22 protein-coding genes are annotated in these 21,164 nt (G+C 64.4%); 11 read left to right on the top strand and 11 right to left on the bottom strand.

What is annotated here, in order from left to right; genetic code table 11:
- Positions 1–194 precede the first annotated feature (194 nt).
- Complete coding sequence (locus CJU94_RS06425) at positions 195–1,178, bottom strand: helix-turn-helix transcriptional regulator (protein ID WP_244220928.1); 984 nt, start codon at positions 1,176–1,178, stop codon at positions 195–197.
- A gap of 114 nt (positions 1,179–1,292) precedes the next feature.
- Here CJU94_RS06425 and CJU94_RS06420 point away from each other — a divergent pair, with 114 nt between their 5' ends.
- The 3 genes from CJU94_RS06420 (at position 1,293) to CJU94_RS06410 (ending at position 3,073) form a co-directional block, all read left to right on the top strand.
- Positions 1,293–1,940, top strand: a complete 648-nt coding sequence (locus tag CJU94_RS06420; protein WP_095418006.1) for a glutathione S-transferase family protein — start codon at positions 1,293–1,295, stop codon at positions 1,938–1,940.
- 184 nt (positions 1,941–2,124) lie between these two features.
- Positions 2,125–2,385 (top strand): DUF6723 family protein, encoded by a 261-nt coding sequence (locus CJU94_RS06415; RefSeq protein ID WP_095418005.1) that lies wholly within the window; start codon positions 2,125–2,127, stop codon positions 2,383–2,385.
- A gap of 139 nt (positions 2,386–2,524) precedes the next feature.
- The gene (locus tag CJU94_RS06410; RefSeq protein WP_244220927.1) at positions 2,525–3,073 is read left to right on the top strand and encodes a copper-binding protein; all 549 of its coding nucleotides are present in this window, start codon (positions 2,525–2,527) and stop codon (positions 3,071–3,073) included.
- 91 nt (positions 3,074–3,164) lie between these two features.
- Here the strand turns inward: CJU94_RS06410 and glmS are convergent, their stop codons facing one another.
- The 5 genes from glmS to CJU94_RS06385 form a co-directional block, all read right to left on the bottom strand.
- On the bottom strand, positions 3,165–4,982 hold the full coding sequence (gene glmS / locus CJU94_RS06405) for a glutamine--fructose-6-phosphate transaminase (isomerizing) (RefSeq protein ID WP_095418003.1): 1,818 nt from the start codon (positions 4,980–4,982) through the stop codon (positions 3,165–3,167).
- Positions 4,983–5,047: 65 nt separating this feature from the next.
- Positions 5,048–6,409 carry a bifunctional UDP-N-acetylglucosamine diphosphorylase/glucosamine-1-phosphate N-acetyltransferase GlmU gene (gene glmU / locus CJU94_RS06400; RefSeq protein ID WP_095418002.1) on the bottom strand — a complete coding sequence of 454 codons (1,362 nt, stop codon included), beginning with the start codon at positions 6,407–6,409 and terminating at the stop codon, positions 5,048–5,050.
- Positions 6,410–6,534: 125 nt separating this feature from the next.
- On the bottom strand, positions 6,535–7,545 hold the full coding sequence (ttcA, locus tag CJU94_RS06395; protein ID WP_095418001.1) for a tRNA 2-thiocytidine(32) synthetase TtcA: 1,011 nt from the start codon (positions 7,543–7,545) through the stop codon (positions 6,535–6,537).
- A 3-nt stretch (positions 7,546–7,548) separates the two neighbouring features.
- Positions 7,549–7,944, bottom strand: coding sequence for a dihydroneopterin aldolase (locus tag CJU94_RS06390; RefSeq protein WP_095418000.1), 396 nt, complete (start codon positions 7,942–7,944; stop codon positions 7,549–7,551).
- Positions 7,945–8,032: 88 nt separating this feature from the next.
- Complete coding sequence (locus CJU94_RS06385; protein ID WP_095417999.1) at positions 8,033–8,851, bottom strand: SDR family oxidoreductase; 819 nt, start codon at positions 8,849–8,851, stop codon at positions 8,033–8,035.
- A gap of 13 nt (positions 8,852–8,864) precedes the next feature.
- Between CJU94_RS06385 and CJU94_RS06380 the strand changes: the two genes are divergently transcribed.
- On the top strand, positions 8,865–10,055 hold the full coding sequence (locus CJU94_RS06380; protein WP_095417998.1) for a class I SAM-dependent methyltransferase: 1,191 nt from the start codon (positions 8,865–8,867) through the stop codon (positions 10,053–10,055).
- A 22-nt stretch (positions 10,056–10,077) separates the two neighbouring features.
- On the top strand, positions 10,078–10,272 hold the full coding sequence (locus CJU94_RS06375) for a DUF2905 domain-containing protein (protein ID WP_007179893.1): 195 nt from the start codon (positions 10,078–10,080) through the stop codon (positions 10,270–10,272).
- A gap of 74 nt (positions 10,273–10,346) precedes the next feature.
- Here the strand turns inward: CJU94_RS06375 and CJU94_RS06370 are convergent, their stop codons facing one another.
- From CJU94_RS06370 to CJU94_RS06355, 4 genes are all read right to left on the bottom strand, one after another.
- Entirely contained in the window at positions 10,347–11,579 is a 1,233-nt protein-coding gene (locus tag CJU94_RS06370) for a multifunctional CCA addition/repair protein (RefSeq protein ID WP_095417997.1), read from the bottom strand.
- Positions 11,576–12,229 carry a glutathione S-transferase family protein gene (locus tag CJU94_RS06365; RefSeq protein ID WP_095417996.1) on the bottom strand — a complete coding sequence of 218 codons (654 nt, stop codon included), beginning with the start codon at positions 12,227–12,229 and terminating at the stop codon, positions 11,576–11,578. The genes CJU94_RS06370 and CJU94_RS06365 overlap by 4 nt, the downstream gene beginning before the upstream one ends.
- Positions 12,230–12,257: 28 nt before the next feature.
- Positions 12,258–13,211: a complex I NDUFA9 subunit family protein gene (locus CJU94_RS06360; RefSeq protein ID WP_095417995.1), complete on the bottom strand. Its 954-nt coding sequence runs from the start codon at positions 13,209–13,211 to the stop codon at positions 12,258–12,260.
- 80 nt (positions 13,212–13,291) lie between these two features.
- Positions 13,292–15,259, bottom strand: a complete 1,968-nt coding sequence (locus CJU94_RS06355) for a lytic transglycosylase domain-containing protein (protein ID WP_095417994.1) — start codon at positions 15,257–15,259, stop codon at positions 13,292–13,294.
- A 77-nt stretch (positions 15,260–15,336) separates the two neighbouring features.
- Between CJU94_RS06355 and CJU94_RS06350 the strand changes: the two genes are divergently transcribed.
- Positions 15,337–15,879, top strand: coding sequence for a 5-formyltetrahydrofolate cyclo-ligase (locus CJU94_RS06350; protein WP_244220926.1), 543 nt, complete (start codon positions 15,337–15,339; stop codon positions 15,877–15,879).
- 55 nt (positions 15,880–15,934) lie between these two features.
- Here CJU94_RS06350 and CJU94_RS06345 read toward each other — a convergent pair whose 3' ends face one another.
- On the bottom strand, positions 15,935–16,447 hold the full coding sequence (locus CJU94_RS06345; protein ID WP_095417993.1) for a winged helix DNA-binding protein: 513 nt from the start codon (positions 16,445–16,447) through the stop codon (positions 15,935–15,937).
- A gap of 207 nt (positions 16,448–16,654) precedes the next feature.
- Here CJU94_RS06345 and pxpB point away from each other — a divergent pair, with 207 nt between their 5' ends.
- From pxpB to CJU94_RS06320, 5 genes are all read left to right on the top strand, one after another.
- Entirely contained in the window at positions 16,655–17,308 is a 654-nt protein-coding gene (pxpB, locus tag CJU94_RS06340; RefSeq protein ID WP_095417992.1) for a 5-oxoprolinase subunit PxpB, read from the top strand.
- Positions 17,305–18,357: a 5-oxoprolinase subunit C family protein gene (locus tag CJU94_RS06335; RefSeq protein ID WP_095417991.1), complete on the top strand. Its 1,053-nt coding sequence runs from the start codon at positions 17,305–17,307 to the stop codon at positions 18,355–18,357. Before pxpB ends, CJU94_RS06335 begins: the two co-directional genes overlap by 4 nt.
- A gap of 19 nt (positions 18,358–18,376) precedes the next feature.
- Complete coding sequence (gene pxpA, locus CJU94_RS06330) at positions 18,377–19,129, top strand: 5-oxoprolinase subunit PxpA (RefSeq protein WP_095417990.1); 753 nt, start codon at positions 18,377–18,379, stop codon at positions 19,127–19,129.
- 247 nt (positions 19,130–19,376) lie between these two features.
- On the top strand, positions 19,377–20,126 hold the full coding sequence (locus CJU94_RS06325) for a DUF969 domain-containing protein (RefSeq protein ID WP_095417989.1): 750 nt from the start codon (positions 19,377–19,379) through the stop codon (positions 20,124–20,126).
- A complete protein-coding gene (locus tag CJU94_RS06320) occupies positions 20,123–21,079 on the top strand; it encodes a DUF979 domain-containing protein (RefSeq protein ID WP_095417988.1) in 957 nt (318 codons plus the stop codon). The genes CJU94_RS06325 and CJU94_RS06320 overlap by 4 nt, the downstream gene beginning before the upstream one ends.
- Positions 21,080–21,164: the final 85 nt, after the last annotated feature.

The raw sequence follows: 21,164 nt of genomic DNA, 5'->3' as shown, positions 1-21,164 counted from the left end.
TCAAGCTCGAAACGCCCGGTCGCGTGAACGGCCTGCGGGAACGCCTTCGCGCGGTCAGCGAAAACGTTCTGGCCGACCGAATACGCCCGTGAAACGCGCCGCGTATGGCTCGTGTTTCAGTTTCGCGTGGTCGTCGCGAGGTCCTTGTTGGCCACTTCGTGGGGATCGAACAGCGGAAAACCCACCTGCCCCCATCAACGCGCGTAACGGCGATGCAGCGCCGCGGCCACCTCCGACATGTGCGCGCGCAACTCAGGCGGCGCCAGCACCTCGGCCTCGGTGCCGAAGCGCAGCAGCTCCGCGCACGCCTGCCTCACCGAACCGACGGGCAGTGTCACGGTGCGCCAGCCGTCGTTGGGATCGGGCTCGCCGATGATCGCCGCCGAGCGCGCGAACGGTGACGTGAAGGCTTCGAGCATCCGCATGCCCCATGGCGACAGGCGCAGCGTCGCTTCGCTCGCGTGCAATTCCTCGGAAAGACGCTGCGTGCTGTCCTGCCAATAGGCGGCGAGATCGAACGCGGGCGGGCGCTCGAACGTCTCATCGAGCACCCTCAATTCGAGGATGCGCGAGATACGGTAAATGCGCACATCCGCCCCGACGCGGCCGACCACGTACCACGCCCCGCTTTTCAGCACGATGCCAAGCGGCTCGATCCGGCGAAACTTCTCGGCTTTCCAGCTCTGATAGCGAATGTGCAGCGGATGCTGCTCCCATACCGCGCGCGCGATCGACGGCAGAAGTGCAGGCTCATCCGCGCCGGAAAACCAGGCCGGCGCGTCGAGATGAAAGCGGGAGCGCATGCGTTGCGCGCTCGCGCGCAGTTCGAGCGGCAGCGCGGCCAGCAACTTGGTCTGTGCGCCGGCCATCACCGCGCCCAGACCGAGCGCCTGCATCGGCCCCGGCAGGCCGGCGAGAAACAATGACTCCGCTTCCTGTGAGGACAAGCCGTTCAGCCGCGTGCGATAGCCGTCCAGCAAGCGGTATCCGCCTTCGGACCCGCGCTCGCTATGAACCGGAATGCCTGCGGCGCCGAGGGCGTCGATGTCGCGATAGATGGTGCGCAACGAGACCGCGCATTCGTCGGCGAGAGACTGCGCCGTGACGCGGCCGCGCGCCTGCAGCGTCATCAGGATGGAAAGAAGGCGGCTCGCTCTCATGCGGACAAGTGTAGCCATACCTGACACGAACTGACAGGTATAGGCGCTTAGGATGAAGGCGTCCCGGCGCAGCGTCGCTGCTTCGAAGCCGGTTCTTTGTGTGCCGCACGCTCATTCGAAAAGGCTCCCTTCATGACCACAGACCGCACGATCACGCTGTTCCACTCGCCGCAATGCCGCTCCGTCAGCGCGCTGACGCTGCTCGAGGAACTCGGCGCACCGTATCAACTGAAGGTGCTGAACATGAAGGCCGGCGAGCAGCGCAAAGCCCCCTATCTCGCGATCAATCCACTCGGCAAAGTGCCGGCGCTTCTCCACGGCGATGCGCTGGTCACCGAACAGGTCGCCATCTTTATCTATCTGGCCGACCTGTTTCCCGAGGCCCGTCTCGCGCCGGCGCTCGATGACCCGTCACGCGGGCCGTATCTGCGCTGGCTGGTCTATTACGCGGCATGCTACGAACCGGCGTTGGTCGACAAGGCGACGAAGCGCGAACCCGCGCCGCTCGCCACCTCCCCGTACGGCGATTTCGATTCGATGATCGCCACGGTGACGAACCCGTTGCAGGCCGCGCCCTACCTGCTCGGTGAGACCATGTCGGCTGCGGATATCTTGTGGGGCATCGCCTTGCATTGGGGAATGATGTTCAAGCTGGTGCCTGAATCTCCGGTCCTGGTCGATTATGTCGCCCGCATTTGCTCGCGCCCGAGCTTCGTGAAGGTGAACGAGCGCGATGTCGCGCTGGCGGCGGAGCACGCGGCGGCGGTGAAAGGCGTTTGACGATACCGGCGGCCGGCTAGGGCGGCGTTACCTGCCGGCCGCCGATTTGCTGGTGGGGTCGCCGGTCGAATCCGCCCGGATTTGAGACAATGAAACCCGCCGGCAAATGTCTCCCGGCACAACCGGGTGTAGGCTGGGCGTTTCTTGCCGGTGTCGGCCCATTGAACAGGCGATGTTTCCAGGTATGAGCAAGACTGCATTCATTCCCAGCGTCCCCGCGACGTCCGAGGACGATTTTGAAATTTCAGCGACGTCGAAACTCGCCGGCTACAAGCGTTTTTTCGGCGTATTGAAAGTGGTTCGGACCACCGACGCACGCGTGCTCTTCCCATTCGACGGCGCGCCCGAACTCGGGCCGTATGCGACCAAGCTGGAAGCGATCGCGGCGGCGCAGGTGTACGGCGAACACATTGTCGCCAGCGACCTGGCGCGCCCGGAGTTGTAGGCGCGAAAGCGCGGCGGATTTGCGTTGATCGCCTGGATTGAATGCTTGCGGCAATGAATCGTGATGATCACTTCCGGAGCAGCAAATGACCTGTCCGCGCAGAATCGGTTCATCGGCCGCTGTCATGTGGGGGGCGGCTATGCTGGTAAGCGTCATCGCCTTCGCGCCCTGGCAATCCAGCTTCGCGCAGGACGCCGACATCCCCGCCGGGCAGCAGGCGCTCGCACGCGCCGAGGTGGTTCACGCTCAGGTTCGCGTCGTCGCAATCAATACCGTCACGAATAGCGTCACGCTGCGCGGTCCGCGCGGCGATCTGGCTGATGTCGACGTCAATCCCGCCCTTGCCGATGTCAGCCGGCTCAGGATCGGCGACAGGCTCAATGTTGCGTATCAGCAGGCGCTGCTGCTCAGCATAGATAAATTGTCCACCAGGGGTGTGCGCGAACGCGTGGAGACGACCGCGGCCATACCGGCTTCGGCGGGCTACGCGTCGTCGGCGCATAGCGTGAAGGTGGTCGCCACGGTAATGAAGATCGATCGCAAGAACCGCATGGTGACGCTGCGTGGCCCCAGGCATCAACAGGTGCTCAGGGCCGCCAGCGGGATTTCGCTCGGGCAGTTGAAAGTCGGCGATAGCGTGCGTGCGGAGTTTATTTCGGCGGCAGCGGTGGAATTGGTGCGGGAGTGAGAGGTGTTTGCGCTCGACCGCAGGGACGAAAAAAAACCACCGGGAAGGTGGTTTTTTTCAACCTGCACGCATGAAGCGAGCACCCGCTCATTCACTCCACCGTTACCGACTTCGCCAGATTTCGCGGCTTGTCCACATCCGTACCTCGCGCACACGCGGTGTGATACGCCAGCAACTGCAGCGGTACGACATGCAAAATCGGCGACAACAGGCCATAGTGCTCCGGCATCCGGATCACATGCAAACCTTCGTCGTTGACGATCTTCGTATCCGCGTCGGCGAACACATACAGCTGACCGCCGCGCGCGCGCACTTCCTGAATATTCGACTTCAGCTTTTCCAGCAGCGCGTCGTTCGGCGCCACGGTCACCACCGGCATGGCTTCAGTCACGAGCGCGAGCGGCCCATGCTTCAACTCGCCGGCCGGATACGCCTCGGCGTGAATATACGAAATCTCCTTGAGCTTCAGCGCGCCTTCCAGGGCGATCGGGTAATGCAACCCGCGCCCGAGGAACAGCGCATGTTCCTTGCGCGAAAACTCTTCCGACCACGCGATGATCTGCGGCTCCAACGCGAGCACGCTATTCAACGCGGCCGGCAAGTGACGCAGCTGCTTCAGGTATTCGGCTTCCTGCTCTCCGCTCAGACGCCCGCGCAGCTTGCCCAACGTCGCCGCCAGCACGAACAGCGCAACCAGTTGCGTGGTGAATGCCTTGGTCGATGCCACGCCGATCTCGCGGCCCGCGTGCGTCAGGAACGACAACTCGGTCTGCCGCACCATGGCGCTCGTGCCGACATTGCAGATGGCCAGCGTATGTGGGTGACCGAGATCCTGCGCATGCTTGAGCGCTGCCAGCGTGTCCGCCGTTTCGCCCGATTGGGAGATCACCACGACCAGCGACTTCGGATTCGGCACCGATTCGCGGTAGCGATACTCGCTGGCAATTTCAACCTGAGTAGGGATTTTGGCGATCGATTCGAGCCAGTACTTCGCGGTCAACCCCGAGTAGTAGCTCGTACCGCACGCCAGAATCAGCAGGCTGTCGATCTCCGCGAACACCTTGCCCGCGCCCTCGCCGAATAGCGACGGGTCGAACGAATCCGATTGCGGGATCGTGTCGGTGATCGCGCGCGGCTGCTCGAAAATTTCCTTCTGCATGAAGTGGCGATACGGGCCGAGTTCGACCGCTCCGCCATACGCCGCCACTTGACGCACTTCGCGCTGCGCTTCATAGCCGTCGCGATCGGCGATGCGCACGCCCTCGAGCGACAGTTCGCAGACGTCGCCTTCTTCGAGGAAGATGAACCGTTCGGTGCTGCCCGCGAGCGCTAGCGCGTCCGAGGCGAGGAAGTTCTCGCCCTGGCCGAGCCCAACCACCAGCGGCGACCCCTGCCGCGCGCCGACCACCGTATGCGGCTGGTCCTTATGCAACACGGCGATCGCATACGCGCCGTGCAATTGCCCGACGGTCTCACGCACGGCCGCGAACAGATCGCCGCGATACAGGCTGTGAATCAGATGCGCAATAACCTCTGTGTCGGTCTGCGAGACGAACGTGTAACCCTTGCCGCGCAGCATTTCGCGCAGCGTTTCGTAGTTCTCGATGATGCCGTTGTGTACCAACGCGAGTGCGTCTTTCGAGAAGATCGGGTGCGCGTTGTCTGTAACCGGCGCACCGTGCGTCGCCCAGCGCGTATGCGCGATACCCGTGATGCCTTCGAGATGGCTCTCGCTCACCTGCTCATCGAGATCGGCTACACGCGCCACGCTGCGCGCACGGCGCGGACCGTCGGCGCCGAGCACGGCCACGCCGCACGAATCGTAGCCGCGATACTCGAGGCGACGCAGTCCTTCGATCAGGACCGGAACGATATTACGTTGCGCTACCGCGCCGACAATGCCACACATGGCCCATTCCTTTTCAGTGCTAGTGCCGGGTTTCAAGGAGCGCGCCTCGTGCGCGCATCAGCCCTTCAGCTTTTCTTCTTGGTCGGGCGCACGTAGCCCGCTTTGCTCGTTTGCGTTTTGTCGTTCAGGACCAGCGCGTCCGCTTCGACGTCCTTCCAGACCGTGGTGCCCGCCGCGATCGTCACGCCGCGCTTCACGCGCACCGGCGCAACCAGCTGCGTGTCCGAACCGACGAACACGTCGTCTTCGATAATCGTGCGGAATTTGTTCGCGCCGTCGTAGTTGCAGGTGATGGTTCCCGCGCCGATGTTCACCCGCGCACCGATATCCGCGTCGCCGATATAGGTGAGGTGATTCGCCTTCGAGCCGTGACCGAGGACCGCGTTCTTCACCTCGACGAAGTTGCCGACATGCGACTCGTCGTGCAGCGACGCGCCGGGGCGCAACCGCGCATACGGCCCGAGCACGACATTCGCGCCGACTTCGGCGCCTTCGATATGCGTGAACGCGTCGACGCGCGTCCCGGCGCCGATGTTCGCGTTGCGGATCACACAGTTCGGCCCGATGGTGACGTTGTCGGCGAGCGTGACACGCCCTTCGAACACGCAGTTCACGTCGATCGAGACATCGCGGCCGCATTCGAGCGTGCCGCGCACGTCCAGACGCGCCGGATCGGCGAGCGTCACGCCCGCGACCAGCAACGCGCCCGCCACGTTGTGCTGATGAATCCGCTCCAGTTCGGCAAGCTGCTGCTTGCTGTTCACGCCGAGCGTTTCCCACTCGTCGTCCGGTTGCGTGGTGACGACTTCGAGTCCGGCTTCGATCGCCATTTCCACCGCGTCGGTCAGATAGAACTCGCCTTGCGCGTTGTCGTTCTTCAACGCGGCGAGCCAGCCGCCCAGGCGCTCGGTCGGCGCCACGATGATGCCCGTGTTGATCTCGGCGATCTCGAGCTGCTCGGGCGTAGCGTCTTTCTGTTCGACGATGCGCGCCACCTTGCCCTGCGCATCACGCACGATGCGGCCGTAGCCGCTCGGGTCCGCGAGCGTGACGGTAAGCACGCCGTAGCCGCCCTGCCCCGCACGGTCGGTCAATGCCTGCAGCGTGCTCGCGCGCGTGAGCGGTACGTCGCCATACAGCACCAGCGTGGGCGCGGACGGATCGAGCAGCGGCAACGCCTGCTGCACCGCGTGGCCCGTGCCGAGTTGCTGTTCCTGCACGGCGAACTGCACGTCAGGCGCGGCGACGGCGTTGCGCACGGCTTCGGCACCATGGCCGATCACCACCACGAGATGCGTGGGCTTGAGCGTGCGAGCCGTGTCGATGACGTGAGCGAGAAGCGGCCGACCGGCCAGGGGATGCAGCACCTTGGGAAGCGCGGACCGCATGCGCTTGCCGGTGCCTGCCGCCAAAATCACAATGTTCATGGCACGGCAAATAGACGAGTTTGGAGCCGACGATTCTAACACGCACCCTCTAACGAAAAAGGCCGCTGTCGCGGCCTCGTTGCAAGCTGAAATGGGCGGAGACGCCCATTCCACGGGCGTTTTGGTCAAAGATCGTCAAACTGGACGATCGCAATCGATTGCGCTCCACCGAGCGTCGCGCTATTACCGGCATCGGTCGAACACGGCTCTTCGTCGAACGCGATATCGCCTTGAGGATCGGCCTCGCCGGTTGCCCGCAGGCCAGCGAACGGGAACAGCTTGTGGTCCATCAAATGCGAGGGCACGACGTTCGACAACGCATTGAACATATTTTCAATGCGGCCGGGGAAGCGCTTCTCCCAGTCGCGCACCAGCGCCTTCATTTCCGCGCGCTTGAGATTCGGCTGGCTGCCGCACAGGTTGCAAGGAATGATCGGGAATTCGCGCAGCTCGGCGTACTTCTCCAGATCGGTTTCTTTCACGTAGGCGAGCGGGCGGATCACGATATTCTTGCCGTCGTCCGATTGCAGCTTGGGCGGCATGCCCTTCAGCTTGCCGCCGTAGAACATGTTCAGCAGCAGCGTTTGCAGAATGTCGTCGCGATGATGGCCGAGCGCGATCTTGGTCGCGCCGAGTTCGCCCGCCACGCGGTACAGAATGCCGCGCCGCAGCCGCGAGCACAGCGAGCAGGTGGTCTTGCCTTCCGGCACCAGCCGCTTGACGATGCTGTACGTGTCCTGGTTCTCGATGTGAAACGGAATGTCGAGTTGCTTCAGGTACTCGGGCAGCACGTGCTCGGGAAAGCCCGGCTGCTTCTGGTCGAGATTGACCGCGACGATGTCGAAGTTGATCGGCGCGCGCTCGCGCAGCCGCATCAGGATTTCGAGCATCGCGTAACTGTCCTTGCCGCCCGACAGGCACACCATCACCTTGTCGCCGTCCTCGATCATGTTGAAGTCGACGATCGCCTGGCCGACCTGGCGCGCAAGCCGCTTGAACAGCTTGTTGTTCTCGTACGCTTCCTTCTGTTCGCGGCGCGTGAGCGGCGACTTCGCACGCGCGGCGGCCGGCGTGGCGCCGGTTGCGTCAGCGGCTGCGGCGGCCGTGGCGCCGTTCAGGATTTCCGGAGCATTCATGGCTCAATCCTCTTTGATACGGAAGACTTCGACGCCCACCGCGTCGCAGTCAGGATAAACGTCCGGCTTTTCCGTCGACACGCGCGCGGCCCGCACTTGCGGATGTTCGAGCATGGTCTTCACGAGGTCGTCGCAAAGCGTTTCCTGCAGGTGAATATGGCCTTGCTCGACACGGCGCGAGATGGTCGAACGCATGAAGTCGTAGTCGACCACTTCGTCCAGCTTGTCCTGAACCGGCGTGGACAGCGCGAGCGGCACGAACAGTTCGACGTTGATCACGACGCGCTGTTCGCCGCGCTTTTCGAAGTCATGCACGCCGATGTTGATGTGCACTTCGTAATTGCGCAGAAAGAGCCGGCGGCAATCGGCGAGCCGGGGATGCGAAAGAGCGGCAAACATGTTCGTTCCAGTCGAAAAAAGCGTGCGGAGCACGCAAAGGGGCGCTTCAAGGTGCGGCGGCCGCCAGATTGGCGACTGGCCACGCGCTTCAGGCGCCCGTCAAAAACATTACGTCGCGCGGCAGCGGCACGAGGTGCTGCCCGCCGTCGACCACCAGCGTCGTTCCGGTCACACCCGCGGCATCCGCGAGATACAGCGCGGCGGCGACAATGTCCTCGGCCCGCGACGCGCGGCCCAAAGGCGTAGTACGGTGAGCGGCTTCAAAACCGTCCGGCGTCTGATCGCCGGATTGCATCGTCAGACCGGGCGCGAGCCCGACCACGCGCACTTTCGGCGCCAGCGCCTGGGCGAGCGCAACCGTGGCTGTCTGCAACGCCGCCTTGGTCAGCGTATACGACAGGTAGTCCGGATTCATGTTGTACAGCTTCTGATCCAGCACGTTGATGACGACGCTGCGCAGGCTTTCGTCGGTGCGTGCGGCCTCGGGCGTCAATTCGTACAACCCGCGCGCCAGCACCAGCGGCGCGCCGACGTTCATTGCGGTCAGTTTCAGCAGCAGCTCGTAACCGACGGTGTGCGCCGTATCTTCCTCGAAGCGCGACGCATTGTTGACGATACACGACGGCCGGCCCAAGGCGTCGATACAAGCCGGCAACAGCCGTTCGACTTGCGCCTCGTCGCCCAATTCGGCGTGCAGCGCGACCGCCCGGCGGCCCAGCGCGGCGATTTCGGCGACCAGTTCGTCGGCTTGCGCCCGCGAGGCGCCGTAATGGACGGCCACGTCCCAGCCGCGCGCGGCGAAGCCGAGCGCGAGCGCCCGCCCGATACGGCGGGCGGCGCCGGTAATCAGTACGACGCGGGGCGTTTGAGGCGCGCGGGCGGCGCCGGTGTCCAGAGAGGCGGTCATTTACAATGCGGGGATGAATCCGAAAGCTCACCAACCCGATAGTTTACCTGCTCCCGGCCCGAGCGCGCTTGCGCAGTCCGAAGCGCTGGTCGCGCAGATCCGTGCGGAGCTCGACGCCGCCGGCGGCTGGCTGCCGTTCGACCGCTACATGGAACGGGCGCTGTACGCGCCGGGACTCGGCTACTACAGCGGCGGCGCCCGCAAATTCGGTCTGCGCGGCGATGACGGCAGCGACTTCGTCACCGCTCCGGAACTGTCGCCGCTGTTCGCCGCGACGCTGGCGCGCCCGGTTGCGGAAGCCTTGCAGGCGAGCGGCACGCGCGACGTGATGGAATTCGGCGCCGGCACGGGCAAGCTCGCCGCCGGCGTGCTCAATGCGCTCGGCGCATTGGGCACCGCATTCGACAGCTACTCGATCGTGGATCTGTCGGGCGAACTGCGCGAGCGCCAGCGCGAAACGATCGAAGCCGCGGCGCCCGCGCTCGCCGCCAAAGTGCGCTGGCTGGATGCGTTGCCGGAGCGGTTCGAGGGAGTGGTGATCGGCAACGAAGTGCTGGACGCGATGCCCGTGCGGCTGTTCGCCTTCACCGGCGGCGCCTGGCACGAACGCGGCGTGGTGTGGCGCAGCGAAGCATTCGCATTCGACGACCGGCCCGTGTCCGCCGCCGCGGACCTCGCGCTGCTGTCGGACATCGACACAGCCGGCGAAGACTACGTGACGGAAACGCACGAAGCCGCGAGCGCATTCACGCGCACCATCTGCACGATGCTGGCGCGCGGCGCGGCCTTGTTCATCGACTATGGTTTTCCGCGTCACGAGTACTACCATGGGCAGCGCGCGCAAGGCACGTTGATGTGCCATTACCGGCACCGCGCGCACGGCGATCCTTTCCTGTACCCGGGTTTGCAGGACATTACGGCGCACGTGGAATTCACCGGCATTGCCGAGGCCGGCGTCGAGACGGGCGCGGATTTGCTGGGCTTCACGTCGCAAGCGCGGTTTCTGCTCAATGCGGGCATTACCGAGGCGTTGTCCGCGATCGATCCCACGGACATCAAGCAGTATCTGCCCGCGGCGAACGCCGTGCAGAAGCTGCTATCGGAGGCGGAGATGGGTGAACTGTTCAAGGTCATCGCCTTCTCGCGCGGCCTGGACGACACGCTGCAAGCATTCGCGAGCGGCGACCGCTCGCATACGCTGTGAATTCCTGCATCAGGAACCGACGATGATCCGCTGGCTGTTGACTACGTTTATCGCCGTGGCGGTGTTGTCGTCGTGCTGGCCGTGGCTGAGGAAAATCGGCATCGGGCGCATGCCGGGGGACGTGACCTTGCGCCTCTTCGGCCGCGAGTATCCGTTTCCGTTCATGTCGACGCTGGTCTTGTCGATGGTGTTGTCGCTCCTCGCCAGACTGCTGTAGGTTTCCGTTGCCTGCAGGCGCGGCGGCATCGAAGTGAGCCCCACACTCGCCGCCGCTCACGCAAGCAGGCAGCCTTAGCCGAGGGCTGCTTCCACCGCCCGGACTCGCTCCTGATGCACGGCGTCCTTGATTCCGGCCGGCGCATCCGCAAGCCGTTTGGCCACGGCGCCGGCGTCCACGCCCCGCGCGGCGATGAGCGCCACTCTCAGCCGCTCGGCTTGCGGATAGTCCCGCGTCTCAAATCCAAGCCGCCCGCGGGCATCGGCTTCACATGCCTGCAAGGCTTCCGCAAAGCGCGCGGGTTTGCGAATCGCGTCGCTGCGCTCGATCAGCCTCACCAGCGCGGCAGCGCCCATTTCCATCACGCGATGAATGTTGCCGTGCTCGCGCGCAACCAGCAGCGCAAGATCGCGGCAATCGTTCGGCACGCGCAGCCGCTCGCATAAAGGCTTCAGCAGATCCACGCTGCGCCCCTCGTGGCCGATATGCCGCGGCAGCACGTCCTCGGGCGTGGTCGCCTTGCCGAGGTCGTGCGCGAGAGCGGCGAATCGAACCGGCAGCGTATAGCCTTGCTGTGCAGCATGATCGACCACCATCATCACGTGCACGCCCGTGTCCACTTCAGGGTGATAGTCGGCGCGCTGCGGCACGCCGAACAGCGCGTCGACTTCCGGCAGAATCCGCGCCAACGCTCCGCACTCGCGCAACACCTCGAACATGCGCGACGGCTTCTTTTCCATCAGACCGCGCGACACTTCCTGCCAAACGCGTTCGGCCACCAGCGCATCCACTTCGCCGTCGGCCACCATCTTGCGCATCAGCGCCAGCGTCTGCGGCGCGACCGTGAAATCCACAAAGCGCGCCGCAAACCGCGCGATCCGCAAAATCCGCACGGGGTCTTCGAGAAACGCGTCGCTCACGTGACGAAACAGACACGCCTGCAAGTCACCCTGGCCGTTGAACGGATCGATTACCGGGCCGGTCAGCTCGCCGTCCGGGCGCACCTCGCGGGCCATGGCGTTGATGGTCAGATCGCGGCGCGCCAGGTCTTCTTCGAGCGTGACGTCCGGCGCATAGAAGAACTGGAAACCGTGATAGCCGGCCGCCGTCTTGCGCTCCGTGCGCGCGAGCGCGTACTCCTCGTGGGTCTGCGGATGCAGGAACACCGGAAAGTCCTTGCCCACCGGGCGGTAGCCTTGCGCCACCATTTGCTCCGGCGTCGCGCCGACCACCACGTAATCACGGTCCTGCACCGGTACGCCCAGCAACTCGTCGCGGATCGCGCCGCCTACGGCATAGATGTTCATGGGCATACGTCTTGATAAGCGATCGCATGCGTTTCATTCAGCGCGTCGTCGATCCACGCTTTCACCGCCGGCAGTTCCGTCACGCGCTGCATATAGGCTTTGGACACGGCCGACAGCGCCGGCTGCCAGGTCCGGAAGCGCATCACGACCGGCGCATACATTGCGTCGGCAATGCTGAATTCGCCGAACAGGAATGGGCCGCCGTAGGTGTCGAGGCAGTCGCGCCAGATCGCCTCGATCCGCGCGATATCGGCGAGCGCGCCCGGCGTGGCGTTCTTGCCAGGGAACGACGCGCGAATATTCATCCACATATTCGTGCGCAGTTCGCCGAAACCCGAGTGCATTTCCGCGCTCACGCTGCGCGCGTGGCTGCGCGCCGCCGCGTCGCGCGGCCACAGCGCATGTTGCGGGAACCGCTCAGCCAGTGTTTCGGCGATCGCGAGCGAATCCCACGTGGCCGAGCCGTCGTCGCCGATCAAACAAGGGATCTTGCCCGGACCCGACGGCGCGTACGCGAGCACTTTCGAATTGGTGTCCGGCTCATTCAGATGAATCAGCACTTCCTCGAATGGAATGCCGAAATGTTTGAACAGCAGCCATGGGCGCATCGACCATGACGAATAATTCTTGTCACCAATAAGCAGCTTCATGCTTTGTATAAGGAATGAGAAGGGAAATTCAGCGTCCGGCGCTGGCGCGGAACGTGTCGAAACGCGAACGCGTCGACGCGCCGGTCAGATAGATCGGCGCGATCGTTTCGATGCTGGCCGGCTCGATGCCGAGCTCGGGCGCGAGCGGTCCGCTCAACACATTGTCGACCTTCATCGAGTCGAGATTGTCGCGCGAGATCACCGGTTCGCCGGGCGCCATTTCGAAAGTCAGCGCCTGCAGGCGCGCCAACGCCTCCGGCAAACGGATGATGCGTGCATGTTTGCCGATCACGTCGCCGCAGTATTTGACGAGATCTTCGAGTGTGTAAACGGTCGGGCCGCCCAGTTCATAGGTGCGGCCGCCGGCGGCGTCCAGATCGAGCACGTTGACGATCGCCTTCGCCACATCGCCGACGTACACCGGCTGGAATTTTGCGTCCGGCATGGCGAGCGGAATCATCGGAAACATCCGCTGCAGAACCGCGAACTTGTTGAGGAACTGATCTTCCGGTCCGAACACCACGGAGGGACGGAAAATCGTCCACGCGAGGTTTGCCGCATGCACGGCTTTCTCACCGTCGCCCTTCGAGCGCGTGTACATGCTCGGGCCGTTCGAGTCGGCGCCTAGCGCGCTGATATGAATCAGCCGGTGCACGCCCTTGCCTTCACATGCCGCTACGATTCGGGTCGGCAACTCCACATGCATGCGCGCGAATTCCGGACCGTATGGCTTGCCGCGTTTGCCGTGCAGCGTGGCCACGAGGTTGATCACGCAATCGGCACCTTCGACAAAGCGCGCGAGTTGCACCGGATCGAACACGTCCGCTTCGATCACGTCGATGGGCAGGAGGGTGAGATGGCGGGCGTTGTAGCGCCGCCGGGTGGCGATGCGCACGTCTTTGCCCACTTCGACGAGGGCGTTGACGAGATGGCTGCCGATAAAACCGGAACCGCCGATGATCGCAATGGCTTTGTGTCGCATTTTCGACTCCCTGGTGGAAGCCGCGGCAACGGCTGGCGTGGCGCGCCGCCGCTCGAAACGACGCGGCGGCGGCACGGCGCTTACGGTGCGATATAACCCAGACGCGCCTTCAGCGATTGCGGACGGCCTTCGAACAATGCCGCATAGTAGACCGTGTTGGACAACACATTCTTAACGTAGTCGCGCGTTTCCTGGAACGGAATCGCCTCAGCGAAGATCGCGCCTTCCACCGGATGCTGCAAGGACTGCCGCCAGCTGCGCGGACGGCCGGGGCCCGCGTTATAGCCCGCAGTGGCCAGCACGGCGGACCCGTCGAACTGATTGTAGATCATGGACAGATAGTTCGTGCCGAGCAGGATGTTGGTGTTGATGTCGTTCATCTGTTCGCGCGAGATCGGACCCAGCCCGATTTTCTTCGCGACCAGTTGCGCGGTGCCCGGCATCAACTGCATCAAACCGCTCGCGCCGACTTCCGAGCGCGCATTCATGATGAAGCGCGACTCCTGGCGAATCAGACCGTACGCCCATTCCACGTCCAGCCCATTGGACTGCGAATCGCGCTCGACGATGTCCTTGAACGGCGACAGATATCGCAGCGAGAAATCGTGCTCGCTCTTCGTGCGGTCCGCCGTGTTGACTGTGCGGTCATACAACTGGATGCGGCGTGCGTATTCGGCGGTTGCGAGCAGTTGCCGGTCGCTCATGTTGCGCAGCGGCCAGTTCCATTCGCGATTGCCTTCGAGCCGCAGATTCAGCGCATAGAATCGCTGCGCCAGATCGAAGCCGGGCGTGTTGCCGGCCTCCTGCACTTCAGCGTCGCTCACCGCGGTTTTGGGCGGGACCGTGATCTTCCGGCCCAGTTCTTCCGCCGCCAACTGGCCGTAGAAATTGTAGCCCGGCGAAATCGACTCGAATTCCTGGTTGGCCGTGGTCGTGTCGCCCGCCTGCTTGAGCGCGCGGGCATGCCAATACACCCACGACGGCTGATTGCGCAGCGCCGCCGGCATCTGTTCGATCGACCAGCGCACCATTGTCCAGTCGCCCGCGAGCAATGCGGTGCGGGTGCGCCATTCATACGCGGGGTTCGACAGCGGCGCATTCACCGACAGGCGATACCAGTCCACCGCGCCCGGCATCTGCTTGGCGGCGGCCTGATAGGCAATGGTGCCCCAGCCGATGGCGCGCTCCGGCGAGCTCAGCGACGGCGCCACCGACGCGAAGGTGGCGGCGGCCATGGCCGGATCGTTGCGCGCCATGCGCGTGATGGCCAGCAACGCGAGTTGATGCGACTGCGTATCCGGCCCGACGCCGCGCGCCAGCAGCAACGGCGGCGTGGTGGTGGCCTGATTGAACAGCACCGGGTCGGGCGGCTGGTTGCTGAGCGCGTCGACAAGCTTCGCGCCCGTGTTGGTGTAGTTCTGTTCGTAGGCGAGGCGGATCTGTTGCCACACGTCGGCGGAACTGAACTGCTGGTTGATCGCCAGCGCGTTGATCAGGTCCACGCAGCCGTCGCCGTACCACTTCGGATCGACGAGCAGCGCGCGGGCCGCGTCGGCGACGTTTTCGCCGCGCGAGGCGCGCGATTCGAGCGCATAGCACTTCACCTGGGTGTCGTCGTTCAGTACGAAGCGGGCGTACTGCTGATCGAAATTGCGCCAGTCGTGACGCGCGCCGAGCACCGTGAGGTAGTCGTTGCGCATGCGGTCGGCGATCGCCTGGCCGTCGTATTTCTGCAGGAAGCTGAGCACCGGCGCGTCAGGTGCGTCGATGCGCGCGTGCCCGCTCGAATCGAACAATTGCGGCTTGATCTGGAAGTACTCCAGATAGGCGGGCGCCGGATAGCCCGGAATCATGCTGGCCAACTGCGCCGCGCGCGCCGCGTCGTTCGTGCGGGATGCCTCGCGCAGCTGGACGAAGATCTGGTCGTCGTTCGTGAGTTGCGAAAGAGGAAGGGGCTTGACGGCGGAGGCCGTGCTGCACGCGACGAGTGCCGCAGCGGCAAGCGCCAGGCCGGCCGCGCGATATACTCGGTAAAGGCGTTTTGACATCGTTGTTTCTGGAGCGCGAATTGGACCCAAGCATAGCATGCAACCCTGCCGCGGAATCGAAAAAGGCGCTGCGTAAAATGCTATTGGAAGCAAGGCTGAAAGCCGCTTCCGAGCCGGCGCGCAACGCCGCGCTCGCACGGCACTTGCTCGATGCATTGAAGCAGTACGGCGCGAACAGCGTGGGGTTCTACTGGCCGCTCGCCGGTGAGTTCGACGCACGCGCAGCGGTCTCGGTCTGGCTCGCGGCAAGCCCGCAACGCGAAGCGAGTCTGCCGGTGATCAGGGAGCGCGGCGTGCCGCTCGAATTTCACGCATGGACGCCCGACACGCCGATGAAGATCGGCCACCACAAGATCGCCGAGCCGACCTCGGGACGCATTGTGACGCCCGAACTGCTGTTCGTGCCGTGCGTCGGTTTCGACGCTCATGGCTACCGCCTCGGTTACGGCGGCGGCTATTACGATCGCACGCTGGCTGCGTGGCCGGGCGCGAAGAAGCCCATCACCGTGGGTATCGCCTACGAGGCGTGCCGCACGCCGTCTTTACACCGCGAAGGCCACGACATTCCGCTCGACCTGATCGTCACCGAGGCGGCGCTCTACCCGCGCCCGGCGGATTGAGCGGCCGGCGGGCACGGCGCGGCCATTGCGCCGCCGCAAAGCCGGCCGCGCCGCGTTATAAGGACGCGGCCGCCCGCGCGGCGGTATCGTAGAGGCCGGACGCGTTGCGCATCAACTGCGCCGCTTCGCCGATCTGCTCGTTGGTCAGGCCGCTTTCCTTCAGCGTCGAGATGAGACAGCTCTCACGCACTTCGCGATATTTCAGGCAGAGCTCGCGGCCGGCGTCGGTCGCCGAGAAGAACACTTCCTTGCCGGTCTTTTCGCTTTTTACATACCCTCTAGCTACGAGCTTCTTCAACGCGTAGGTGGCGACGTGCGTGTCTTCGATGTTCAGCACGAAGCAGATGTCCGCCAGCTTCTTGCGGCGCTCGCGATGGCTGACGTGATGCAGCAGCGAGACCTCGATAGCGGTCATGTCCTTGTCGCCCGCCGCCGACATGCAGCGCACCATCCATCGGTTGAAAGCGTTGCCCGCCATGATGAGCGCGTACTCGAGTTCCGACAGTTCCGCGCTGGTCTCGGACACGAGATGTTCCGAGGAGACGATCTTGGTGGGATGGCGCGACATGGCAAAGGTTCTCGAGAGGCGGATTGGGAAGGTGTCGGGAGTGTACGACGAGCGCTCGGTCCCAGGGAGCCTGGCAAAAACGCTTATTGATAAATTGTTGATATTTTATTGATAATGTACGCTTCAATCGTCACCTCACCGATGCCGATAACCACTCGAAGGGTGTGCGTTGCCCGAATCCCCCGACTCGACCTGGGCCGTTAATTCATGAGCCAACCAAGAATCTTTCCGCTCGGCGATACCGCGCTAGTCTGCGAAGCGCCGCCGCCTGCCACGCTGGAATGCCAGCGTCGCGTGTGGGCGGCGGCCGCTGCCGCGCACGAGTGGCCGCATGTGCTGGAGGTGGTGCCCGGCATGAATAACCTCACGCTGGTTTTCGATCCACTCGAGGCCGACCGCGACGCGCTGGTAAGCCACCTGCAGGCGGCCTGGAATGCGGTGAGCGACGCGCCCGCGCCGGGCCGTGAAGTCGAGATTCCGGTGCAGTACGGCGGCGAGTTCGGCCCTGATCTGAAAACGGTCGCCGATCACACGGGCCTGAGCGTGCGCGAGGTCGTCGAACGTCATTCGAACGGCGACTACGTGGTGTTCTTCCTCGGCTTCCAGCCGGGCTTCGCTTATATGGGCGGACTCGAAGCTGCGCTGCACACGCCGCGCCGCGCGTCGCCGCGGCTCGAAGTGCCGGCCGGGTCGGTCGGCATCGGCGGCGAACAGACCGGCATCTATCCGGCCACGTCGCCCGGCGGCTGGCAGCTGATCGGCCGCACCGAGCTGCCGCTCTTCGACCCGGCGCGCCGGCCGCCCACGCTGCTGCAACCGGGCGACCGGGTGCGCTTCACCATCGCGGGGATACAGGCATGATCGATGTGATTCGCGCGGGTCTGTTGACCACGATTCAGGATCTCGGCCGTCACGGCTACCGGCATCTCGGCGTCGCGATGGGCGGGGCGCTCGATCGTCTGTCGCTCGAAGTCGGCAACCGGCTGGTCGGCAACCGGCCCGATGCGGCGGGTCTGGAAATCACTTTCGGCCCCACCGTGCTGCGCTTTCTGCGCGCCACACGAGTGGCGATCACCGGCACCGAATTCGGCGCGACGCTCGACGGCAAACCGGTCTACTCGTGGTGGAGCCTGCCGGTGCAAGCCGGCCAGGAACTGGTGTTGAATGCGGCGAAGCGCGGCATGCGCGGCTATGTGTGCGTGGCGGGCGGCGTCGACGTCTTGCCGATGCTCGGCTCGCGCAGCACTGATCTCGCCGGCCATTTCGGCGGACTCGGCGGCCGCGCGCTGCGCGACGGCGACCGCCTGCCGGTCGGCGCGCCGCCGCAACGCGGCCACCTCGGCTTCACGCCCGAGGCGCCGGAGTTCGGCGTGAAGGCGCCCGCGTGGTGCAAGTTCGTGCTGGTTCACGAGCCGCTGCGGCGTGGCCGTCACCCGTCAGGCGTGCCGTGGGCCGTGCCGATTCGCGTGCTGCGCGGACCGGAATACGACAGCTTCACCGACCAAGCCCACGAATCGTTCTGGGCCGACGAATGGCTCGTCACGCCGAACAGCAACCGCATGGGCTACCGACTGGCCGGCGCCGAGCTCAAACGCGCGCAGAAGACCGATCTGCTGTCGCACGCCGTGCTACCGGGCACGATTCAGGTGCCGCCGAACGGCCAGCCGATCGTGCTGTTGAGCGACGCGCAAACCACCGGCGGCTATCCGAAGATCGGCGCCGTGATTCAGGCCGACCTCTGGAAGCTCGCGCAGGTGCGGCTCAACGCATCCGTGCGCTTCATCCCGACGACGCCCTACGAGGCGCGTCAGGCTTTACTGGAAGAGCGCACGTATTTGCGGCAGATCGACGCTGCGATCGCGATGCATGAAGAACGCTGCGCGCGCCAGTTTGCCGTCGCGGCGCTGTAATACTGAGTAGGGGAATTCCATGGAAATCGATTTGAACGCCGACCTCGGCGAAGGCAGCGGCTCCGACGAAGCGCTGCTCGACCTCGTCAGCTCGGCGAATATTGCGTGCGGCTGGCACGCGGGCGGCGCCAATGCGATGCACGACTGCGTGCGCTGGGCGGTGCAAAAAGGCGTGTCGATCGGCGCGCATCCGAGCTTTAACGATCCGGAGAATTTCGGCCGCAAGGAAATGGATCTACCGGCCAACGACATCTACGCGGGCGTGCTGTACCAGCTCGGCGCGCTCTCGGCGATCGCCCAGGCCGAGGGCGGGCGCATCGCGCACGTCAAGCCGCACGGCGCGCTGTACAACCAGGCCGCGCGCGACGCGAGGATCGCCGACGCGATCGTTTCGGCGGTGCACGATTTCGACCCGTCGGTGGCGGTGTTCGCGCTCGCCAACAGCGGACTCGTGACGGCCGCGCGCAACGCGGGTCTCACCGCGGTCGAAGAAGTCTTCGCCGATCGCGGCTATCGCGCGGACGGTTCGCTGGTGCCGCGCAAAGAACCGGGCGCGCTGCTCGACGACGAAGAAGAAGTGCTGGCGCGCACGCTCACGATGATTCGCGAGCAACGCGTGCAGGCCGTGGACGGCCAATGGGTGCCGCTGAACGCGCAGACCATCTGCCTGCACGGCGACGGTCCGCATGCGCTGGCGTTCGCGCGGCGCATCCGCGGCGCGCTGCGCGACGCCGGCATCGAAGTCCATCCGGCGGTCGCCGCCCGCGCCTGAGCGTCGGCCGAACCACGAGCCGGACAGCGCGATTCAAACCTTGTCCACCTTCCCACGCCCCGCTTCAAGCGGGGCGTTTGCCAGGTGCAGGACGCATTGCAGTACCCGCAGTCAGCAGGTGCAGGTGTAGTTCGAAGCAGAGGCGGCCGTCCAGAGCCGTCGCAACAAGACGGCGCCCGGACCACCGGACGCCGGCCCACGTTAGCCGTCACAAGCGGCAAGGTTGAAACCCTGTTTGGAGATCCAGATGCAGACAACAGTCAGTCTATGGCCGCTCATTGGCGTGGCCGTCATCATCGTCGGCTTTTTATTGCGGTTCAATCCCATGCTGATCGTGGCGGTCGCCGCGATTATCACGGGCCTCGCCGCGCACTTCCCGCCTGAAAAGATTCTTGCCGAGATCGGCACCGGTTTTATCAAGACCCGCAATATCCCGTTGATCATTCTGCTGCCGCTGGCCGTGATCGGTCTGCTCGAACGGCACGGACTGCGTGAACGCGCGCAAGCGTGGATCGGTGGCATCAAGGCCGCGACCGCCGGGCGTCTTCTGATCGTCTATCTGCTGGTGCGCGAACTGACCGCGGCGGTCGGCCTGACCGGACTCGGCGGCCATCCGCAAATGGTGCGTCCGCTGATCGCGCCGATGGCCGAAGGCGCGACCGAAACCCGCTTCGGCAAGATCAGCGACGCCGTGCGCTTCAAATTGCGCGCGTTCTCCGCCGCGACCGACAACGTGGGGCTCTTCTTCGGCGAAGACATCTTCGTCGCGTTCGGCGCGATCGTGCTGATGACCACCTTCCTGAAGGAAGCCGGGATCGTCGTCGAACCGATTCATGTGGCCGTGTGGGGCATTCCCACCGCTATCTGCGCATTCATCATTCACGGCTTCCGCCTGTATCTGCTCGATCGCAAACTCGAGCGCGAACTGCGCGGCAATGCCATAGCGAGCGGCGCCGCCGGATCGTCGACGCAATCCGCCGCGGGAGACAAAGCATGACGCTCACGATCACCTATCTGTTCTGGCTGCTGGGCGTGGTGCTGCTCGTCATCGGCGGCATGATCGTCACGGACAAGGATCACCCGCGCCGTTTCACCGCCGGCGGTTTCTGGATTCTCTACGCGCTGATCTTCCTGATCGGCGACAAGCTGCCGCCCGCCGTGGTCGGTGTGCTCGTCATCGTCATGGCGCTGATTGCCGGCTTCGGCGGCGTGACCGCGGCGAGGCCGAAAGTGCTGTCGATCGAAGCGCGCAAGGCTAGCGCCGCGCGTCTGCGCAACAAGCTGTTCGTCCCCGCGCTGACGATTCCGGTCGTCACCGTGATCATCACGCTCTCGGCAAGCCACCTGGTGTTCGGCGGCTTGCCGCTGATCGAGAAGGCCAATGTCACGCTGATCGGTTTTGGCATCGGCTGCGTGATCGCGCTCGCGATTGCCTGCGTGCTGACGCGCGACACCGTCGGCCAGTCGATGAAGGAAGCACGCCGGCTGGTCGACGCGTTGTCGTGGGCGGCGGTGCTGCCGCAGATGCTCGGCATGCTCGGCCTCGTGTTCTCGGATGCCGGCGTCGGCAAGGCGGTCGCGCACGTGACCACGGCTTACATCAGCCTCGACTACCGCTTCATTGCGGTGGCCGTGTACTGCATCGGCATGGCGCTCTTCACCATGGTGATGGGCAACGGCTTCGCCGCATTCCCGGTGATGACGGGCGGCGTCGGTGTGCCGATTCTGGTGGGCGTGTTCCACGGCAATCCGGCGGTAATGGTCGCGATCGGCATGTTCTCGGGCTACTGCGGCACGCTGATGACGCCGATGGCCGCGAACTTCAACATGGTGCCGGCCGCTCTGCTGGAACTGCCCGACAAGAACGCGGTGATCAAGGTGCAGATTCCGACCGCGCTGACCTTGCTGATCGTGAACATCTTCCTTCTGAATTTCCTGATGTTCTTGTAGGACTCTGTCTTCGACAATCGATGAACGCTGACGTAACGCAGGATTTTTCTGCGATACGTCGGTGAAATGGACACACTGCACGACA

This window comes from Paraburkholderia aromaticivorans, assembly GCF_002278075.1.
In the GTDB taxonomy this organism is placed as follows: Bacteria; Pseudomonadota; Gammaproteobacteria; order Burkholderiales; family Burkholderiaceae; genus Paraburkholderia; species Paraburkholderia aromaticivorans.
Note: the sequence above shows the minus strand (reverse complement) of the source record. Positions and strands in the feature narration are given on the sequence as shown.

Coding starts and splice junctions, on each gene's coding strand:
- CJU94_RS06415 (WP_095418005.1), top strand. CDS start 2,125: ATGAGCAAGACTGCATTCATTCCCAGCGTCCCCGCGACGTCCGAGGAC.
- CJU94_RS06420 (WP_095418006.1), top strand. CDS start 1,293: ATGACCACAGACCGCACGATCACGCTGTTCCACTCGCCGCAATGCCGC.
- pxpB (WP_095417992.1), top strand. CDS start 16,655: ATGAGCCAACCAAGAATCTTTCCGCTCGGCGATACCGCGCTAGTCTGC.
- CJU94_RS06410 (WP_244220927.1), top strand. CDS start 2,525: ATGCTGGTAAGCGTCATCGCCTTCGCGCCCTGGCAATCCAGCTTCGCG.
- CJU94_RS06365 (WP_095417996.1), bottom strand. CDS start 12,229: ATGAAGCTGCTTATTGGTGACAAGAATTATTCGTCATGGTCGATGCGC.
- CJU94_RS06385 (WP_095417999.1), bottom strand. CDS start 8,851: ATGACCGCCTCTCTGGACACCGGCGCCGCCCGCGCGCCTCAAACGCCC.
- CJU94_RS06390 (WP_095418000.1), bottom strand. CDS start 7,944: ATGTTTGCCGCTCTTTCGCATCCCCGGCTCGCCGATTGCCGCCGGCTC.
- CJU94_RS06375 (WP_007179893.1), top strand. CDS start 10,078: ATGATCCGCTGGCTGTTGACTACGTTTATCGCCGTGGCGGTGTTGTCG.
- CJU94_RS06345 (WP_095417993.1), bottom strand. CDS start 16,447: ATGTCGCGCCATCCCACCAAGATCGTCTCCTCGGAACATCTCGTGTCC.
- glmS (WP_095418003.1), bottom strand. CDS start 4,982: ATGTGTGGCATTGTCGGCGCGGTAGCGCAACGTAATATCGTTCCGGTC.
- CJU94_RS06325 (WP_095417989.1), top strand. CDS start 19,377: ATGCAGACAACAGTCAGTCTATGGCCGCTCATTGGCGTGGCCGTCATC.
- CJU94_RS06355 (WP_095417994.1), bottom strand. CDS start 15,259: ATGTCAAAACGCCTTTACCGAGTATATCGCGCGGCCGGCCTGGCGCTT.
- pxpA (WP_095417990.1), top strand. CDS start 18,377: ATGGAAATCGATTTGAACGCCGACCTCGGCGAAGGCAGCGGCTCCGAC.
- glmU (WP_095418002.1), bottom strand. CDS start 6,409: ATGAACATTGTGATTTTGGCGGCAGGCACCGGCAAGCGCATGCGGTCC.
- CJU94_RS06370 (WP_095417997.1), bottom strand. CDS start 11,579: ATGAACATCTATGCCGTAGGCGGCGCGATCCGCGACGAGTTGCTGGGC.
- CJU94_RS06425 (WP_244220928.1), bottom strand. CDS start 1,178: ATGGCTACACTTGTCCGCATGAGAGCGAGCCGCCTTCTTTCCATCCTG.
- ttcA (WP_095418001.1), bottom strand. CDS start 7,545: ATGAATGCTCCGGAAATCCTGAACGGCGCCACGGCCGCCGCAGCCGCT.
- CJU94_RS06320 (WP_095417988.1), top strand. CDS start 20,123: ATGACGCTCACGATCACCTATCTGTTCTGGCTGCTGGGCGTGGTGCTG.
- CJU94_RS06335 (WP_095417991.1), top strand. CDS start 17,305: ATGATCGATGTGATTCGCGCGGGTCTGTTGACCACGATTCAGGATCTC.
- CJU94_RS06380 (WP_095417998.1), top strand. CDS start 8,865: ATGAATCCGAAAGCTCACCAACCCGATAGTTTACCTGCTCCCGGCCCG.
- CJU94_RS06350 (WP_244220926.1), top strand. CDS start 15,337: ATGCTATTGGAAGCAAGGCTGAAAGCCGCTTCCGAGCCGGCGCGCAAC.
- CJU94_RS06360 (WP_095417995.1), bottom strand. CDS start 13,211: ATGCGACACAAAGCCATTGCGATCATCGGCGGTTCCGGTTTTATCGGC.